The following is a 19,772-nucleotide window of genomic DNA, read 5'->3' as shown; positions in this document are numbered from 1 at the left end:
CCTGTATTAGAAAACCTTAAAATGGCTTTTTTATTACCGACAAAGCTTGTCTGGCAAATAAGATTAATATAAAAAATGTTAAAGTGTGTTTGACAACAAGAGTAAAGACGTAAAAGAAGTAGCTCAATATTTTGAATGTGTCTTGGATATTGATTTGGATAATTTCTATTAGGCCTATTTGGAACTTAGTTGATTGCTTCCCAAAACTGAATTGCGCTTTCAATATTATGCATATATTTGTACCCAATGGATTGTAGTAACGTCATAGGAACTTTTTAACCGCCTTGCTTCATTGTGATTCGCTCTCGAGTCGTCTAGCTTTATATAAGCCTAATAAAGTACTTTATGTGAAAAATAATAAGTAACGTTTTTTTGCACCAATGAATTTAATCGATAATTTTTCAAATTCAAATATCATCAAGTTATTGAATCAACTGATCAATATCTTTTGGACTGTATTTGCCTTTACACCGGTTCTATGGTTTTGGATAAAAATAGGAGTTGATTATTGGTTATAAGTGTTGCAGAAAAGGCAGAGTATGACTATCAACCGTAACGACAAATCTACTTCTATATCCACCCAGTTGGACAGTCTTATTCCTGGCTCCAAAATACCCACCTTGACACAGGGAATGTTTGTCGGAGCAGTATCGGACAATTTTGATGAGCGTATCGAACAGAAAATCTTTCATGCTGAAATTGTCGTGGATAACGAAAAGGTTTCTGCAGAAACCAAAGCCTATAAAAAGATACCGCAGATATTATCCTTTACCGATGAAAACGACAACGATACTATGAAGCAGGTCATTGAAGCTAATTACAGGCAGGTCAAAACGGACGCTTTGCAGATTATCAAAAGCGAAATGGAACGGATTAAGAACGATCCCGATTTACAGTATTTAATACATGAGATTAGCTAGTACGTGTTAGATTTTATAGCAGGATTAAAATTTTGAAATTTGAGATGCAAAACTTAAAACGATGAATGAGTAACAACAAATCAATTATAATCGGATTGCGAGCATGGTACGAAATTGGAATAAAAAAATGCTTGTATTGTATTTATCCAATACAAGTATTAAAAGAAGGGAGAACTTTCAAATGATTATTACGTAAATATCTACTTGAGAAAATGAACCAGATGCTTAATAAAAATTAAGTTTCGAAGAAATAGGATTTGGAATTCACTTGTTTTTAAACTCAATTTTTGTTTGCTAAATTTGAAAATGGCATTTATATTTAGAACATTCGCCGCACCTTTAAATGTTCAGCATATTATTTCCAATTTCTGGTTTTTTGAATCAGATGAGGGAATAGGTGCCTATACACATTACGCAACAGCAACAGTTTTTCCTAAGATAGTATTTGGTCTTGAAGGTTTTTTTTCTATTTCTTCAGATGAGGGTAGACAAATCAAATTAGATGGTTCAGGATTTAATGGTCAAACAAACACCTTTATGAAATTGATTGTATACAGCAAGAAAGTTTCTGTTTTTGGTGTAGTCTTAAAACCTTACAGCTTATTTGGTCTAACCGGACATACAGCGGAAATTTTAAATAATGAATATTTAGATTTCAACTCTATTTGGTCTACACTTGGGAAAAATTTAGAGGAGGAAGTTATCACAGCTCCAAACCATTATTCACGTATAAAAATCATAAGTTCTTTCCTTGAAAAAAAATGGAATAAAAACTGTAAGTCTCAAGGAAATATAATGATTGCAAACGCAGCTAATGAATTAATTAACTTGGAAGGTGTTTTAGATATAAATAAAATTTCGGATAAATACTCCTTATCCGTGAGGCAATTTGAGCGTAACTTCAAAAAAATGACAGGATTTTCTCCTAAGCATTTCCATAGAATTTCACGATTTGAAAAAGCCATTGACATCTGTCTCGAAAACCGTTTAAAAATGACTGATATAGCTTACCATTTTGGCTATTTTGATCAAGCTCATTTTATTAAAGATTTTAAACAATTCAGTGGCTATACACCTCTAAGGTATCAAAATTTAGCCTCTTCAGATATTGTCTTTACCAAAATCTAAAACGTCGTTTTTTTACAATTTTTCAAAGTTTATCAAATGTAGTTTTACAAAATGATAACAAAAGAAAAAAAAGAAATGTCATCTAAAGTATGGTTTATTACGGGAGGTTCCAGTGGACTTGGCAGTCATTCACCGAAACAGCATTATCGAGAGGAGATTCTGTTATGATGATCGCCAGAAATATCGACACCTTAAATGATTTGGTCTCGAAATTTCCTAATCGACTCTAATACGAGAAATAGCTTTCCACTATCACACTGTTAGGCGTCAGCTAAGAAAGACCGTGTACACAAAATGAAATTAGAGAATATAAAACCATTTGACGGACAACATTGTGAAACGACAGCAACAGGAACTTTGTTGCGACAACTTGACATTGAACTTTCTGAACCAATGCTTTTTGGGCTTGGGCAAGGACTTGGTTTCATTTATTGGAATATGAAAACAATGAACTTTCCTTTCATTGGTGGACGAATTAAAACTGATTTACTGACACAGAACCTTGCAAAGAACTTAAACCTTGAATTGACCATTAAAGAAACTTCCTCAACTCTAAAGGCTTGGGAAAACGTAAAACAACTTCTTGACAACGGAAAAGTTGTAGGACTTAAATTAGACTGTTATCATTTAGAATATTTCTCAAACCCATTTCATTTTGCAGGACACTATGCAGCAATTTATGGTTACGACAACGATACTGCTTTTTTGGTAGACACGAAGCAACAAGGCGGACAAGTAAAAACCAGTTTGCAAAGTTTAGCATTAGCACGAAATGAAAAAGGACCAATGTCCTCAAAAAATTTGTATTACACTCTAAACAAGACAGACAAAAAATATGACTTACAAAGTGCCATTCTTACTGCAATTCGTAACAATGCGACAGATTATATAAATCCACCAATCAACAATATTGGCTATAAAGGAATTTTAAAAACAAGCAAAGAAATACAAAAGTGGTTTGACACAAGTAATGACATTGAAAACGAATTTAAAGCAAGTGCAATGATTATGGAAAAAGCAGGAACAGGTGGTGCTTTATTCAGAAATTTGTACAGAGATTTTCTAAAAGAGAGTTACGAACTTTTAAAAATTGACACTTTAAAACAAGCACAGAAACAATTTATTGAAATTGCTAACTTATGGACAGAAATTTCAAATCTGTTTTTACAAGTCAGCAAAACCAAAGACAGAAAATATATTGAACAAGCGACAGACATTTTAAAACAACTTTCAACAAAGGAGAAAAAAGTAATGGAAGAATTGGCGAAAATATAGCCGAACGCCTAACAAGGTATTGGCAAAAAAGGGGCTGATGGAAGTAATTGAGCATTTGTAATTCTATTGTACATTTGTGCTAATATTGGCTGACGGTTTTCAAATGCCCCTTCTTCGCCAATACCCAAAACGTTATATGATTAACGATAAAGATTATCTGTCAAACCAGATTAAAACATCGGAAAGATAAAACTTGTTATGGAACATGGAAAGTCGGGATTGCCAGAAATACGCCATTTCATCGGTGGTATAATTTCCATATCTCGTCGTAATCAACCTGAATTTCGATAACAATATGATTAAATTTTATACGGACATACTATCCAAACTAGAATCATCAATCAGCGAATTAGATTTACAGACAGATTATTCCACACAACGGATAGAAGCTGCTATACTTCTGATTGTAAAATGTCTGTCCGATCTAAAAGCCTATATTCAAAAAAGAGGTTTTAAGGATGTGAATGAGGAAATTCAATTTTTCAAACATCAAAAACCTACTATTGTAGCGAAACTCATTTACTACAATGCTATTTACAAAATCGAGACAAAGAAACCATACGGTACAGAGCCCATAAGAAAATACCTCAATAAAGAACTTAAAAAGCTAAAAAGCTTCTTTGACAACAATCTTGATTTTTACAAGTATTACAGAAGTAATAATTCCTTTCTTGACGAAAGTCTTTTTGTTCGTGGCAAGCATGATATAAAGCTGTGGTTGGACACATATTATTTCCAGTCTGACCACAGTTTTTCTACTTCGCATGATTACAAGGTTGCCAAGATAATAGCCAATGATTTGATACAGGTTTATATCGAAGACCAGTTATATAACAAAATCCAAAAAGACAAATTGAAAGCCTCGAAAATACTGAAATGGACAGGTAACAAAGTGGCGTTGATTGAACTGATTTATGCCTTACATTACCAAGGTGTGTTGGACAATGGCAACAATGATATAAGAGTATTAGCCCAATATTTTGAAAGTGCCTTTGGTATTGATTTAGGTAATTTTTATCAAACCTATTTGGAATTGCGAAACCGAAAGATGAACCGAACTAAGTTCCTTGATGCACTTCGGGAAATTCTATTAGAGAAGATGGACGCGCAGGTCGAGAAATAAGCTTTAGGTATGCTGCCGCTGATCTTTTGCAGGTCTGGGAGACCCCAAAAGGATGTCCCATTTTTCAACATTTGGAAGAGCGCCAAAACTTTGATGCAGAATAATTTTCGACGATAAATTGATGGCATTTTTGGCAACGACTTTAACTGTAAATAGGTTGATAGTTGACAGGAACTATTTCCAGCATGCTAGCAAAACATCGTAAGAAATTCTCAGCAGACATAACTTGAACAGGCTTCTCTGGCATTATGTTATAGGTTTGAGCAAGTATTCTGACTTGTTCTTTTCTAAAAAGTTTTTTTAAAACTGTTCTTAAAGGTAAATCCGGATACTTCATCATAAAATGAAGAAAATCAAGATATCTCACTTTCTGTTCAACATCAATGACATCAATATATTTCTTTTTTGTGATTTTTAATAATGCCGATTTTACTTTTGGGGGCGGCATAAAACTATTTGGACTGATTTCATAAATCAATTCTATCTTAAAAAAAGTATGATAAAAAATCAGGTACGGGTTAAAGTATTTTCGCCTCACAAGTTTTCGAGCACAGTCTAATTGCACGATTAAACAACCTTGGTTAAACAATTCAAAATTATGATACATTAAGGATTTAAGAATTTCAGAGGTTATACTATACGGAATGTTGGAAACCACTTTGAATGTTTTTTGAGGTACAGAAAACTTACGATAGTCTATTCCAGCGATCATAACATTATTATTCATTTTGAACTTTGATTTTAATTCCGAGACCAAACGCCGGTCGTTCTCAATAACGATAACATTTTCAGAATATTTCATCAGATGTACCGTCAAAAAACCTGAACCTGCACCAATATCTAAAACCGTATCATCCTTTTGGAGATCAATCAAATGAATGGCGTCCTTTATTAAAACAGTATCGACTGTAAAGTGCTGACCTGTAAATCTTATAGGAACATTCCGCTTTCTCATGTTTTTTATTTTATTACTAAATAGATTGAATATTAAGAAGGTAAGTGATTAAGGATTCCCAATCTACATAGGTATCCCATAACAGCTCAAAGAGAAATAGTATAAATTGATGATATAATAGGGACGAAATACAATAAAACAGACACAACAATTCAATCGCATACCAAAAAAGTTTTACAATAAGTAAAAAATATTTTTAGGTATGTTACTTCTTAGTTTTCCAGACAGATCCTTATCCATGATCAGGATTTTTGCATATGAATCATTATTACTATGATTATCTCGTGACTATAGGATTGTACAATGTATGATTTCATAAAGCAAACTTAAGGACATTAAGAGTTGGAAAATTGTAAAAAAACGACGTCTATTTTTGAACAAAAATAATGTCTGAAGATGACGTCGGTTATTACGAAGAAAGCGCTTGTCCACTAAATGGTTTAAAGGCCTCATAAAAATGAGATTGGTCGAAAGAGCCAATATGCTAGGCAATTTCTAGCCGCCCCCATTTTGACACAAAAATGGAGATGCAATGGAAATACTTTGGTGTAAATCCCTAAAGTTTGCGTTTATACAGAATGCGCACATATAAGATCAAATAGTCTCGCAGATTACTTGTTTTGATTGATTAGAGAATGTAAAGCAATCTAACTTCATAAGTTCCTTTTGGGCATCCGTTTTTCAAATTCAAAAGAGACTTTGCCCGTATCGTCCATGACGATATAAGCATCGAATTTATTTCCCGAATTGCTTTTCATGCCTTTGACAAGATTGGTCTTTCCTTTGGTCACAAGGCTTTCTATATCGGCAAGGCTCAACGACACTCCGCACACAATACGGAATTGAAGCCATCCACAAGCATCATCGGAACATTTTACAACCTTGTTCCAAATCAATAGCTGACGGCTCTTGCATTTGGGGCAGGTCAGCTCCGGTTGTTTTTCTTTGCCAATGCCCGTTTCCAAAAGCTCCCGTGTAATCAAAGTAGCATAGGCTTCCATATCTCGGTGAAAAGCATCTGCTTCCGCTTCGTTGTTTTCGATTTTCTGCAATGCCATTTCCCATTCGGCGGTCATGGTTACATCGGCAATCTTTTTGTCCTTTACAACCCCGTAAACCTGCAATCCCTTATCGGTGGGGATAAGGGATTTCTTTTCACGTCGAATGTAATCCCTCTTAAAGAGTGTTTCTATAATCGAGGCTCTTGTGGCAGGCGTACCAATACTGGAATTGCAACTTAAAAGTGGAGACTTTTTATGCCACTAATAAACTAGTTGATTTATAAAATTTTTCCATTTCATTTGGTGTTTTATTACCTAATCCAGAATGGATTCTTTTTTGATGGTAAAATCCTTCGATGTATCTAAAGATTTCTAATCTCGCAGCTTCCCTGTTTGCAAATTTTCTGTGATAAACTAATTCACATTTTAGTGTTTTGAAGAAGCTTTCCGCGACTGCGTTATCCCAACAATTACCTTTCCTGCTCATACTTTGGATAATTTCATTTTTTCCTAAGAAAGACTTAAACTCGTTGCATGCATATTGAGCACCTCTATCTGAGTGGAAAATCAGACCCTGTTTTACATTCCTTTGTGCAATAGCCATTTTAAGTGCTTTTAAAGTTGTATGCTCTGCCGTCATGTCATTACTGAACGACCAACCTATGATTTTTCTATCGGCAAGGTCGATAACAGTAGTAAGATACAGCCATCCTGATCCAGTCTTGATGTAGGTAATATCACCAACCCATTTTTGCGATAGGCCATCTGTAAAGAAATTTCTTCCAAGGAGATTCTCAGCAAGTTGAAAACTGTGTTTGGAATCTGTCGTTATCTTAAATTTCTTCCGAATCTTGCTTCTTAGATTCAATTTTCTCATCAATCTGGCGACATAAGAACGTGATATTTTATGATTTTTCTTATTCAGTTCTAAAGTAATTCGAGGACTGCCGTATATTTGGTCACTGTCCTGATGTGCTTGTTTTACCAGTATAGATAATTCCTCTGTTCTCTTATCTCTGTTGCTTTTTGGTCTAGAAATCCATTTGTAAAACGAACTACTGCTTGTATTTATAATCTTGCACATCTTTTCAACTGCGAATAGGTTCATATGCGATTTTATGAACTCATATTTTCTCAGTCGCCCTTGGAAAAGATGGCTACCGCCTTTTTTAAGATTACGTTTTCTAATTCTGCTTCCTTTAAACGCTTTTTTAACTCCCTAATCTCTTGCTCCTCTGGAGTTAATTTATCATTCTTTGGTAATAGTGTACCTCCATTATATCTAGGATCTACACGCCATTTACTTAATCTACTTGCATCTAGATCCAACTCTTTTGCTGCTTCCAAAACCGAGCCCTTTAGAGAGGACAACTCTACTGCCATTTTTTTAAATGACTCATCAAATATTCTTGCCATGTCTTAACAAATTTAATTCTATTTTATTTTAAATCTGTCTCCACTTAAAGGTAGCAACTCCATACCGATGTCTTTTAGTGCTTTCCGTTCGTCCTCATTGTCAATCTCTTTTCCGGCATTTTCCATTGCGGACAATAGACCTGCTTCGGTATAAAGAACAGGCGGTTTGGTTTTCTTTTCCAGTACGGATACCTCTTTGATTTTCAGTTCATCACCTACCTTTAACTCCGGCAGTTCCTGCACAGGTTCGCTGTCCTCATCTATAAATTTATTTTTGATGCCACGCCATCCGGCTTCTAATATTTTACATCCTTTCAATGTGAAATCATAATGCAATGCCTGTAATCCGATGTCGGTTATTTCTTTGGTACAGGCAGGTGAAAGGGTTTCCAGTAGGCGGAGCGCAATCATATCATATATCACATTTTCGTGTGCGGACAGTTCGGACGGGATTTTTTCAGTAATCAGTAGACCGTGGTGGTCTGTGACCTTTACGTCATTCACGATACGTTTATTGAAACGACCCCATTTCACTTTTCCAACCGCTTTTTTGCAGGAAGCCCTCGCTTCCAAACTCCTTACCAGTGCAGGGATTTCCGACCATATATCTTCGGGAATGTATTTGCTCCCTGTGCGTGGATAGGTGATAAACTTTTTTTCATACAGGCTTTGGGCAATGTCCAATGTTTCCTCGGCAGTATAGGATGCTCTTTTGTTAGCTTCTTTCTGCAATCCCGTAAGGTCGAATAGTAAAGGCGGTTGCTCCGAAACCGTTTTGCTTTCGACTGCCGTAACGGTGGCTGTACCGGTACGTTGGACAGATTTCAAGGTATCGTCAGCGAGTTTTCTCTCATCCCATTTGGTTTTGGAAAGGCTTTTAAAGTCAACAAATTCTTTACGGTGTTGCAACTGGATTTGGAAGTATTTTTTGACAGCAAAATCTTTGTTTTCCAAATACCGCTTACAGATAAGGGCAAGCGTAGGTGTTTGTACTCTACCAAGCGAGTAAACGCCACGTCCTGCCGAAATACTCAACGCCTGTGAGGCATTGATACCTACAAGCCAATCGACTCTGCTCCGTCCTTGTCCGGCACGGTACAGTCCGTCAAAATCTCTTCCGGTTTTTAGGTTTTCAAAGCCCTGTTTAATCGCCTTTTCAGTGAGTGAGCTTATCCATAGGCGTTCAAAGTGTTTCCGGCATTTCAGGTATTCGTAGATGTACCTAAAGATGAGTTCGCCCTCACGTCCGGCATCGGTGGCCACTATAATACTATCGCATCTACCGATGACCTGTTCGATAATCTTTAACTGTCTTAATGCTCCGTTATCGGGAACATAACTTTTGTCCTTTTTTATCTTTCGTACCGTAAGTATAAAAGGGTCGGGCAATATGGGCAGGGCTTCCCTTTGGAAACCCGATACACCGTAGTCATCGGGCATAGCCAATCCGACCAAATGACCCAATGCCCACGTAACTTGATAGCCGTTCCCTGTGAGGTAGCCATCCCGTTTTTCGGTCGCCCCCAACAGGGTAGCTATTTCCCTCGCCACACTTGGCTTTTCTGCAATGATTGCTTTCATAATATTTTACTTTTTTATTGGTTATCTTCTTACCCCTTTGGATTTAGCCGGAATATTAGGGGAGTTCTGCCGTTGCTGTTGTGTTTTGTTTTTCGGCTTTTGTTGCTCCGGTTTTAGCGGTTCATTGATGTGCTTGGTTGCTTCGTTTGTTTTCCCGTTGGAGTTTACGGCAACCTGTGTCCTGTGCGCTTCGGCAGGCTGTGCCTTATTTTTTAGCGCATTCGGGTTTTTAAAGCTAAAACCATAGCCTCCCGTTTCCTTGTTCAGCGTTACGTAACCTTTATAGGCGTTTCCCTGTCCGTCTTTGAAGTCCGAAATGTAAAGGGTCTTGCCCTCGGTGAGTGGCTTGTATTGTTCATCCGAGAATGTTTTGCCACGGTAGTATTTCGGGTCGTTTTCCTGTACTTGTTTGGGTGCTTTATCGCCAAAGAGAAACTCCGTATATTTTTTGTCGGCATTGAACTGTACATGGGCATTTTTGTTCGTACTGTTCTTGAAATCCAATCCCTCCAAATAAATGGCTTTCCCGTCTTTCAAATCCCGTTTTTGGTCTTCGGTCAACTTTACGCCCTTAATCTCATCGGGTACTTTTATTCTTTCCTGCCGGAATGCGATAACCTCGTTCGTTAGGTGGTCGATACTGATAACGGATTGTATCTTTTCACCTGTTTTGGGGTTGGTCAATTCCACCACACGCCCCATATTTCCAGTTTTGAGCAGGTTTTCTTTGTCCTCTTTGGTAAACTCGTGACCAAAGAAAGGGGCTTTGAGATTGGGTTCGTGGCGCACTCCATACATGACAAATACAGGTTTTCCGTTTTCACCGTCTTGGAAACCGAGCCTTGCTTCCGAGCGCATGATAGCTGAACCAAAGTTGACACTTATGGGATATACCTTGTTGGTTTTATAACCCTTTAATAGCAAATCCAACTGACCGTCTTGTTCAAGTCTTTCTTTATTTATACCGAATTGTCCCAAAGTTTGCCAGTCTACATCTTCTACCTTATAGCGGTATTCGTTTTTCTCCTGTGCTTGCTGTGTCTCCGGTGTAGCCTGTGGTTTTTCCACATCCTTTTTGGTTTCCTGTTGTTTCTCCTTTGGCTCTTTGACCTCATGTTTTGCCATGACAGCCTCGCCCTCTTTAGTGGGGGCATCGACCTGTTTCTGCATTTCTTTAGCTGTCTCGACCGCTTCCTTTGCAGGCACTTTAAAGAATGATAAATGGGTCGGGTCTTTTAACTGTCGCCAGAAGTTGGAGAAGAAATTTGTAAACAAATCTCCGGCTCTGTCAACCCGCATGAATTGGCTTTGGTTTTTCTTGGTTGCATCAACGGTTTTCAATTTACCGTTTTCGTCTACACCCGTGACGGCTTGGATTTTCTTTTTCTCCTTATCCATCACCAGCAGCACATCCGAAAGCTGTTCGGGGTATTGCTGTGGATTTTCAATTGTCTGTTCGCTCATGATATTGATTATTTAAAGATTATTATCCGAAAATACGCGAAGCAGGTACGGCAAAGCCGTACCCGTCTTTACGTGGTAGGGTTTGTCATCGGTTTTCTTTTGTGCGCCGTATAGGGGCTTTGAAACTTTCCCTAATGAACTGGTGTACATCCGATAGCTTGTAGTACAGTTTTCCGCTAATGGTGTAATACGGTAGCTTGCCTGTGGAGCGGTAACGTTGCAAAGAACGGTGACTGATTTTCAGCATGAGGAGCAGGTCTTGGTTGTCCAGTAATTCCTCACCGTCTATGCTGTGGCGTTCTTTCTTGATGTTTAGAACGTACTCTTTCAAAATGTCGAAGCGTTCCATGATACGTTCCATCCATGCGATAAATTCCATTCTGTCGATGTTCATAATAATTCCTTTTAAATGATTTCTAACACCACAAAATTGAAGCGATTGGTGGAGGCTGTCGTCCGATACGTGTCTATCAAAACGGCACTTTTTTCATTTTTTTTCAATTCATGTAAAGTGCCATTTATAGAGGATTTCCGCACTTTTGGTCAATCGGTCGGCATCCAAATCAATAGACTTGCCGATAGACACATATAGGCAAACGGACAAAAAAAAGACAGCACCGATTGATGCTGTCCTTATGGTGGAAAAAGAAAACAAGAATTATGGGTTGTCTTCCCTGTCCATATATTCCTCTAAACTGTATTTCAGTTGGTCTAAAAACAATGTGCGTGAGCCTGCACGGGTCTTCATTCTGTGGAAGCTGTTGTGTATGTCGTTCAGTGAAACACGGAACAGGATTTGGAATACCATGCTGATTTTTCGGATGCCTATTTTCCCGTGCGAAATGGCATCGTAGGCATAGAGTGCATAAATCAATTCGATTAGTCCATTTTTTGTCTGTGTCCAAAAGAAGTCTTTTGTTTCCTCGTGTTGTAGCAGAACATCTGGATTTTGTTCGGGGCTTAACTTTGTCGTCAGATAATTATAGACTAATTCGTTGGCGATGATTTTCGCAATTTTATAATCAAAGTAGGTAGAAAATTTGGTATCGATTTCAAACACGAAGCTATTCAGCCCATCATAACAGTTGATTTTTCCAAGCGTAAAATACTGTTCGTCTCGGTCGGTTCTACCGGAACGGTAGTAGCGGTAAAAATCGGAATTGCAGACATGCTCGGTGTATTCCTGTTTTAGCTCACGTAGGTGCATGGTGAAATAGCTCTCATAAATGTTTCCGTTACTTGTGGGGCAAGCAGTTTCTATTCTGAATACTTTGTTGTAATAGATGAGCTTACCAAGAACGGTCGGCTTTATCTGTTTAAAGAAAAGTATTTCGTCTTCTATTGTTTTGAAGCCCTCGTTTATTATATCTTCTTTGATGTCTCCAAGAAGCTCTTTCAGATAGATTGTCATCCCGTAAGCCTCGTCCATAAAATCCGAAGCCTCGGCGGATAATTTGCGCTCCTGTTTCTGAATGTCGGAGACTATTTTGTGTAATAGGTGTCTCATAATACCAAAGGTTTAAAATGAAGCTAATATGCCTTCGCGAATTTTACGATTAGTATTGAGCTTTTTTCATGAGACAGGACGAAGTCAGGAAAGATTTTTTGTTGGCTGCACGATTAAGATAGGTTATAATTCATATCATCATTGTTGATAATGCTTTGTCACGTTAAATTCGTAAATTGTCACAGTATATTTTTAATTATTACAACTACGTTTTTATTTGCGTATCATGACGATTAAGAAGATGTACTGCATATAAACAATGATATTATTATTAAAAAATATATAATATTCTAAATATGAAGCTTGTTACAAGAGATAACCTTGAAAGTTGGGCTAAGACTACTTTTTCAAAATCAACTCTACCTTACCTTATTTCAAGATTAGTGAGAGCAACAACACCTATAAATACAAAAGCTGATTTCCCTTCTGGAAGTGCAACATTTATCGGTGGTTGGGATGGAATTGTTAGTTGTGAAATTGAAACAGCTTACGTACCTCAAGGAATTTCATTATGGGAATTTGGAACTACAGACGACTGTAAAGGTAAAGCAGATGATGACTATGATAAACGAAAAAAAAATCCTGAAGAATATAATCCAAGTGAGTGTACTTTTATCTTTGTCACACCAAGATTGTGGACGAAGAAAAATAAATGGGTTAAAGCAAAAAAAGGAGAAAATTTCTGGAAAGATATCATAGTATATGATGCAATAGATATTGAGCAATGGTTAGACAATGCTTTATCTGTTTCAAGATGGTTTGCATCTCAAGATGGTGTAGATTCGTATCCATTTGATGGGATAATGACGGCGGATGAGTTTTGGGAAGAGTGGTCAATTGGTGGGAAAAGTTTGGTGCTTCTTCCTGAATGCATAATTTCAGGTAGAGAGTATGAAAAGAACCAATTATTGTCCACTTTAGAGGGAGAGCCAACTATTAAAGGTGTGAAAGCTTCAACAAAAAATGAAGCTATTGCTTTCATCATCGCTTCGGCTAAAACCTTTCCTATCGAAGAAGCGGATAAATTTTTCTCTAAATCTCTGATAGTAGATACTGAGGGTAATTTCCGTGGCATACGAATAAATACCAATTCTCCTTTAAATCTTATTCCAAGATTTGATGATGTTCAACCACTTTATTCTGCTGTTTCAAAAGGACATCATGTTTTGGTTCCTTTGGGTGCTGATGATGACTTTAATCAAGAAACAATCATTTTACCAATTATTGACAAATACGGACAGATAAAATCTTTAGTAGAGAGCGGTATCCCCGAAAATGACGCCGAAAAGTTTTCCCGAGAAGCAGGAAGAAACATTACTATCCTCAAAAAACTGCTCGGATTTCCGTATACCAAGGCTAAATGGATGGAGAACGGAAACGTTCGTGAAATTATCCCAGCATTACTAATTGGAAGATGGAACGAAAACTTTGTGGGTGACATAGAGTTGATTGAAAAGCTATCAGGTCAAAAATATTCTGAGTATGTTGCTACCCTCAATAAATGGAAAAACCTTGAAGAATCACCCCTCATTCAAATAGGTGAAACTTGGCGATTGACTTCTCCGTTGGATTTATGGACAAATTTATCATTCCTATTGACTCCAAAAGATTTTGAAGACCTCCAAGAATGTTTTGAGTTAGCATTTAGAAGTGGTAACCCTACAATTGAACCCGAAGATAGAAATAGCTTTTCTGCGTATTTCTCGAAAAGGAAGTATTCTAACTGGTCAAGAGAGGGGTTGGTTCAATCCTTAATTTTAATAGGAAGATTAAACGAAGTAAAAATTTCCAGTCTCAAAAATCCTCAGAACTTTGTTGACGCTTTAATATTTGAACTGCTTGATGATGCAAGTGGAGAAGTGTGGATATCCGTTGACCACGAATTACCACTAATAGCAGAGGCGTCACCTGAGAGCTTCCTGAATGCTGTAAAAAAGTCGTTAGCCAAAGAACAACCCGAAATCATGGATATGTTTATGGAGAATGATGGATTTATCGACAAAACCAGTCATCATACAGGATTGTTATGGGCTCTTGAAAGTTTGGCTTGGTTGCCAGAATATTTATTGGATTCAAGTTTGATTTTGCTCACATTATCACGGCTCGACCCCGGGGGGCGACTGTCTAACAGACCATCAAACAGTATAGCCGAAATCTTTAAACCATGGCATTATCAAACACTTGCTTCATTTGATGAAAGGACGAGGGTTTTAAGATACATTACAGAAAAAGAAAGAAAGTCGGGCTGGTCTCTCTTGATAAGAATGTTGCCTGACCGTCACGGGATTGCACATCCAACGCACAAGATGCGCTGGCGTATGTTTGATAAGAATACAAATTTGTCATACACGTACGAAGAAATATGGAAAACTCATTCCGAAGTTATAGAGATGCTGATATCAATTTTCGATAATGATGAATTGAAATTTGCTCAACTCATAGAGGAAATTCCAAATCTTTATTCACAAGATAGAAAGCGTGTATTAGAATGGGCAGACAATATTTACCAAAATGTTGAACAGATAGATTTTTCATCTTGGGAATCTATAAGAAAAATATTGAATCAACATAGGTCTCACCCTGACACAGATTGGGCTTTACCCGAATCAGAGTTAGCTAAATTGGAAACTCTTTATAACAAACTTCAGCCAACAGACACTATCGACAAGTACATATGGCTTTTTAATGACCATTGGCCTGACTTTCCCGAGGGATTTAAATATGTGGAAAATGATTATAATGAGCGACATATACAACAGCAAAACCGCATTAATGCTGAAAGAGAAATAGCGATAATTATTCTTCTCGAAGAATTAGGTTTAAGTGGAACAGTAGAATTGCGTAAAAAGGTTAAAGAACCGTGGCACTTAGGTAATGCTTTAGCTGGCATCATGTCCAGTCGAGACGAAGTTTTAAAAGTTTGCGAATGTCTATACGATGATAAGGACACCATAGGCTTTATTCATAACTTTATTTATCAAAAGTCTCACCAGGAAAACTTTGATTGGGTGAAATCATTGATTTTGGATTTACAAGAAAATGGTTATAGCAACAAAGCAATATCCAATGCTTTAATACCATTAAATCAAAACCAACAACTGTGGGATTTCATTGCATCTTTAAATGAAGAAATTCAGAATGAATATTGGCAAAATGTCAACCCAAATTTTTACCGAGTTTCCTATAACGAGAAAACGTTTGGGATAGATAAGCTTTTAAATTACAAGCGTTTTTTTTCTGCCATCGATGTTGCTAATCACTTTATAGATGAGCTACCAAGTAATCTTCTTTCCGAAATACTTTCTAAGGTGGGAACGGAAGAAGCGAATGAAGCGCCACGATTTAAAGGTTATGAGATTGAACGAATTTTTGAAGAGCTTGACAAGCGAAAAGATATTGATAAATCCACACTAATCAAATTAGAATGGCTATTTCTACCAATATTGGATTCTTATGGTACGAGAAGAAGTCCTAAAGTTTTAGAAGAAGAATTGGCTAACAACCCCGAGTTTTTCATTGAAATTTTAAAATGGGTTTATCTACCAAAAGATAGAGCATTATTGGATAAAGAACGAGAGAGGCTTTCTGATGACTTAATCCAAAACAGGGCGAAACAAGCCTATCATTTGCTTCATTCTTGGAAGAAGATACCGGGTATGAAAGAAGATAAATCGATTGATGCACCAACATTACAAGAATGGGTTCTTAAAGTAAGACAACTAGCAAAAACAGTTGATAGGTTAGAAGTTGCCGATTCCGAAATCGGGAAGGTATTGGCTCAATATCCTGAGAATGTTCCTGAATGGCCACCGGAGGCTATATTTCAGTGCATTGAGGATATTAATACCCGTAGTATTAAGAGTGGTTATTCTACGGCCATGTTCAACAAAAGAGGTTCTACTACAAGAGGCCCCTATGACGGAGGAAATATTGAACGAACAAAAGCCCGTTACTTTGAAAAATTAGAAACAGATTTCCAATACAAATATCCAAATGTTGCTGAAATATTTAAATACATGAAACAAAGATATTTGGAGGACGCCAAGAGAGAAGACGAAGAAGCCCAACGTAACAAGTTAGAATACTAAAATCAAAATTTTCGAACCTTTGGCGCATTCAATGACTGTTTAGGTTTAGGGTGATTGACCTCTAAATCACGTTGATAAGGACTGTCTTTCAATTGGTTCAATCGCCTCAAATCTTCTAAAAAAGAGTTCGAGTTCTGTACCAGTGGGTCACTTAAGGAGACACCAAGTAAGGGTTGTCTCCTTTTTTTATACCAATAAAATCCTGTGACCCAAACCGTTATAGTCCGGTCAATTATAGTTCGATTTTCGCGACTGAAATTTTCAAGCTGATCCGAAGATTCCCTAAAAAACTTGCTTTAAGACATGGTTATCCCCTTTTTTCTAAAGTTCGATTTCTCTTTAAGGTTTCGGAATCTTTTCTTTCTCGTCTTTTTTATGATTTTTTGCCATGAGATAAAGGAAGTCTACTATAACCGTAGCCTCATCATCGTCAACTTGAATACCATTTTTTGCTAATATCGCAATTGCCCGTCTAATTGAAACCTTTTTATCTGTAAAATTCATATTCATTGTTTTTTTGATTGTCATTTTTTCGATAATATTTTTGATAATCCGCCATGCAATTCTAAAGACATATCTCCTGTCTGGAAATTAATATGAAGCGGAGCAATAAGGCTGACAAGGTGCTTTTTGTCCGCTGTGTCTAAGCTCGGAAATCGTTTAAGAATACGGACAAAGGAACGGTTATCCAACAGGCTTTGTTTACCGATACCCTCTAATTTAATATTGATATCGTTCAGTTCCCTTTTCAGACATTTGGAATTGACATGGCATTCTCTTTTTACCGCATTGTAATCATCGGATTTTAGCACATCAGCTACAAATAGCTTTCGGGCTTGGGAAAGTGTCGATTCCTGTTCAATCAGTTTTCTAACAACTATATTTCGATGCTGTGAATACATTGCCTTTATCGTACCTGTGTTCCAATCTTCCAAGATGCTCTTGAATAAATCCATCGCTCCGGGTGAAAGTGCCAGTTGCCCAAGTTTACGTTCATAGCACTCGTTCAGAAAGAGTGCATTGATTCTTGTCTTGCATCTTTTTTGACAATGGTAATATGGATATCTTTTGGTTGAACCTCGGGAAAAGCTTCCACTGAGCTTTTTATGACAGATGGGGCACTCTAAAATTCCCCTTAGATAAAACGTTGCCTTCAAATCGTCCTTTTGGGAAGTAATCCTTCTCTTTGTGTTGATTATCTTCTGAACCTCATAAAACAGTGCTTCGGAAATCAATGGTTCATGGATTCCCTTTACCATGTACCCTCCCTCTGATTCAGATTTAATTGGGATAAGACCACAGTATGCAGGATTGCGTATAAGGCGGAAAAAGTACGAACGGGAACATTTCAACCCTCTACCGGCAGCCATCTTTCGAACTTCCTCAATCCTATGGATATTCTTGGCAAGTTGGAGAAAGACCCACCTTATGATACCTGCCTCGGGTTGATTTGGTGTAATGATTTTCTTGCCATCTACTGTTGTCAGATTAATGAAGCCCAAAGGAGCTTTGCTCGGATATCTACCCATCTGTTTTGCCCGACGGATGCCGTTTGCCGTATTCATTGCCCGTCTACTGTTTTCCGCTTCCGGTACAGATAGATAAACGGCAAGCATGACCGTACTTTCCGGTACGGAAAAGTCTATGGGTTGGTCAATCGCCATAGCTGTCGTTCTGTATTTTCGAAGCATACCTATCATCTCATAGGCATATTCAACATTTCGGCTAAACCTGTCCCATTTGATGAATAATATGTTTTGGTCCTCTTTTGGTTTACTTTTGACAGTTAAAAATAGTTTTTTCCATTCAGGTCGGTTGAAATTCTTGGCGGAGAAGTCTTCACGATAAACCCCCTTGACTTCTATATTGTTATACCGGCAATATTTTAGTAGTCGATCTTCCTGTTCCGGCAAAGAATATCCTTTTCTTTTTTGCTCGTCCGTACTGACACGGATATATAGGTAAGCAGTTTTCATTTGGATAATGTCTATGATTTAGCCACAAGATTATTATTTCTTTGAGACTTTCAAAGATTTGGAAATCAATTAATAATGAAATAATTTAATCAGTCCTCAAGTTTGAAATTATTCATAGGTAGCTCTTTCGAGTTTGTTCGTCGTGTTTACACGAATGTAGAGGATCGCTGTTGACATTACTTTTTCAAAATGGCACATGCATATTATCCGGAAGTTGATTATATGCATTGATAACCATGAAAATCACATTTCAAATACGGTTTTCCGTAATCTAAGAGGCTTAAACTTTTAGTATATTTGCATGAATAATAACACTAATTAGTGAAAAAAACCAATATTTAAATTTAAATATTCTTAATATCGCTATGAATATGAACTTATTTTTTTTGCCTAAAAAATAACTTTACCGTCAAACCAAAAACAAATGAAATATTTAAATGATACTGCAATCAAAAACTTTAGAGAAACTCAGACTGCTTATAAATGAGGAAACGGAATATCGTAAAGGTCCAAAACTGGTTTCATTTTTCAACGAACTGGGGTTTAATGATTCCTATGGTGACGGTTTTCCTTCTAGATGGGCATATACAGATGACCGGTTATCGAAAATAAATGGCACTCCGGAAATTGATAAGTGCATTAAAAAACTTTTTGCGCCTATCAACTTTATTGGTCGGTTCGATGAATTAGACATACACATTTCCGCATTCAATGAATACCTTGCTTTCGATAAATGGAAAGTTGTAAGGCAGGGTACAGAAATAAATTTTGCTCCAGCAGATAAAATCACTTTTACAAGTACAAAATCAACAAACCTAGATTCTGAGGACGACTTTTTAAACAAGGATTTTAATGAGGTCTCTATAGCCGCAATCGGACTGGATGCATCGGTTACTGTTGTTTTAGAACTTCGAATAGCAGAAATTAAAAAGTGTATGCTGGCAAATAGTCCGTTATCGGTAATATTCATGTGTGGCAGCACACTCGAGGGCATCCTGCTCGGTCTAGCAATACAACATCCCAGAACTTTTAATACAGCTGTGACAACACCCAAAGACCATGAGTCGAACAAACCAAAACCATTTCCTGCATGGTCATTAAACAATTTGATAGATGTAGCCTGTGAGACCGGCTTCTTGAAACAGGACGTGAAAAAATTCAGTCACTCGTTGCGAGACTTTAGGAACTACATACATCCCTATGAACAAATGAATTCTGGTTTCAATCCTGACAAACATACTGCAGGTATTAGTTGGCAGGTTTTGAAAGCTGCAGTTTTTCAGATTTGCAATGCCCAAAAACTCAAAGCTACTTCAAAATAGATAGCTACTCACAGAA

At 37.2% G+C, this 19,772-nt stretch carries 15 protein-coding genes and 1 pseudogene; 6 read left to right on the top strand and 10 right to left on the bottom strand.

The genetic code is table 11. The annotated features are described in order from the left end of the window. Positions 1 to 518: 518 nt before the first annotated feature. From GFH32_RS09175 to GFH32_RS09160, 4 genes and pseudogenes are all read left to right on the top strand, one after another. Positions 519 to 920 (top strand): annotated as a pseudogene (locus tag GFH32_RS09175) (conjugal transfer protein TraG); the annotation flags it as partial. Between the two features lie 306 nt (positions 921 to 1,226). Continuing rightward, positions 1,227 to 2,048 (top strand): helix-turn-helix domain-containing protein, encoded by an 822-nt coding sequence (locus GFH32_RS09170; RefSeq protein WP_153511338.1) that lies wholly within the window; start codon positions 1,227 to 1,229, stop codon positions 2,046 to 2,048. A gap of 294 nt (positions 2,049 to 2,342) precedes the next feature. Beyond that, the gene (locus GFH32_RS09165; RefSeq protein ID WP_153511337.1) at positions 2,343 to 3,323 is read left to right on the top strand and encodes a BtrH N-terminal domain-containing protein; all 981 of its coding nucleotides are present in this window, start codon (positions 2,343 to 2,345) and stop codon (positions 3,321 to 3,323) included. Positions 3,324 to 3,618: 295 nt separating this feature from the next. Then, the gene (locus GFH32_RS09160; protein WP_153511336.1) at positions 3,619 to 4,446 is read left to right on the top strand and encodes an RteC domain-containing protein; all 828 of its coding nucleotides are present in this window, start codon (positions 3,619 to 3,621) and stop codon (positions 4,444 to 4,446) included. Positions 4,447 to 4,588: 142 nt separating this feature from the next. Here the strand turns inward: GFH32_RS09160 and GFH32_RS09155 are convergent, their stop codons facing one another. The 8 genes from GFH32_RS09155 to GFH32_RS09120 all read right to left on the bottom strand — a co-directional run bounded on the left by GFH32_RS09155 (position 4,589) and on the right by GFH32_RS09120 (position 12,370). Next, positions 4,589 to 5,401, bottom strand: coding sequence for a ribosomal RNA small subunit methyltransferase A (locus GFH32_RS09155; protein ID WP_153511335.1), 813 nt, complete (start codon positions 5,399 to 5,401; stop codon positions 4,589 to 4,591). A 653-nt stretch (positions 5,402 to 6,054) separates the two neighbouring features. Continuing rightward, a complete protein-coding gene (locus GFH32_RS09150; protein ID WP_228384259.1) occupies positions 6,055 to 6,624 on the bottom strand; it encodes a DNA topoisomerase in 570 nt (189 codons plus the stop codon). Positions 6,625 to 6,655: 31 nt separating this feature from the next. Continuing rightward, positions 6,656 to 7,540 (bottom strand): IS3 family transposase, encoded by an 885-nt coding sequence (locus GFH32_RS09145; RefSeq protein ID WP_262884794.1) that lies wholly within the window; start codon positions 7,538 to 7,540, stop codon positions 6,656 to 6,658. Further along, positions 7,537 to 7,818, bottom strand: coding sequence for a transposase (locus GFH32_RS09140; protein WP_153509217.1), 282 nt, complete (start codon positions 7,816 to 7,818; stop codon positions 7,537 to 7,539). Before GFH32_RS09140 ends, GFH32_RS09145 begins: the two co-directional genes overlap by 4 nt. An 18-nt stretch (positions 7,819 to 7,836) precedes the next feature. After that, positions 7,837 to 9,399 carry a DNA topoisomerase gene (locus tag GFH32_RS09135; protein WP_228384248.1) on the bottom strand — a complete coding sequence of 521 codons (1,563 nt, stop codon included), beginning with the start codon at positions 9,397 to 9,399 and terminating at the stop codon, positions 7,837 to 7,839. A 21-nt stretch (positions 9,400 to 9,420) separates the two neighbouring features. Then, complete coding sequence (locus tag GFH32_RS09130; protein ID WP_153511334.1) at positions 9,421 to 10,863, bottom strand: DUF3945 domain-containing protein; 1,443 nt, start codon at positions 10,861 to 10,863, stop codon at positions 9,421 to 9,423. Between the two features lie 85 nt (positions 10,864 to 10,948). After that, positions 10,949 to 11,242, bottom strand: coding sequence for a helix-turn-helix domain-containing protein (locus GFH32_RS09125; RefSeq protein WP_228384247.1), 294 nt, complete (start codon positions 11,240 to 11,242; stop codon positions 10,949 to 10,951). A gap of 279 nt (positions 11,243 to 11,521) precedes the next feature. Then, positions 11,522 to 12,370, bottom strand: coding sequence for an RteC domain-containing protein (locus tag GFH32_RS09120; RefSeq protein WP_153511333.1), 849 nt, complete (start codon positions 12,368 to 12,370; stop codon positions 11,522 to 11,524). A gap of 296 nt (positions 12,371 to 12,666) precedes the next feature. Here GFH32_RS09120 and GFH32_RS09115 point away from each other — a divergent pair, with 296 nt between their 5' ends. Next, positions 12,667 to 16,458, top strand: coding sequence for a hypothetical protein (locus tag GFH32_RS09115; RefSeq protein ID WP_153511332.1), 3,792 nt, complete (start codon positions 12,667 to 12,669; stop codon positions 16,456 to 16,458). Between the two features lie 339 nt (positions 16,459 to 16,797). Here GFH32_RS09115 and GFH32_RS09110 read toward each other — a convergent pair whose 3' ends face one another. Continuing rightward, positions 16,798 to 16,962, bottom strand: a complete 165-nt coding sequence (locus tag GFH32_RS09110; protein WP_149526498.1) for a PTS sugar transporter subunit IIBC — start codon at positions 16,960 to 16,962, stop codon at positions 16,798 to 16,800. A gap of 20 nt (positions 16,963 to 16,982) precedes the next feature. Continuing rightward, positions 16,983 to 18,434 carry a recombinase family protein gene (locus GFH32_RS09105; RefSeq protein ID WP_153511331.1) on the bottom strand — a complete coding sequence of 484 codons (1,452 nt, stop codon included), beginning with the start codon at positions 18,432 to 18,434 and terminating at the stop codon, positions 16,983 to 16,985. 437 nt (positions 18,435 to 18,871) lie between these two features. On the opposite strand from GFH32_RS09105, the gene GFH32_RS09100 reads away from it, so the two are divergent. Continuing rightward, positions 18,872 to 19,756 carry a hypothetical protein gene (locus tag GFH32_RS09100; protein WP_153511330.1) on the top strand — a complete coding sequence of 295 codons (885 nt, stop codon included), beginning with the start codon at positions 18,872 to 18,874 and terminating at the stop codon, positions 19,754 to 19,756. Positions 19,757 to 19,772: the final 16 nt, after the last annotated feature.

The sequence above is a fragment of the Sphingobacteruim zhuxiongii genome, assembly GCF_009557615.1.
Lineage (GTDB): Bacteria > Bacteroidota > Bacteroidia > Sphingobacteriales > Sphingobacteriaceae > Sphingobacterium > Sphingobacterium zhuxiongii.
Note: the sequence above shows the minus strand (reverse complement) of the source record. Positions and strands in the feature narration are given on the sequence as shown.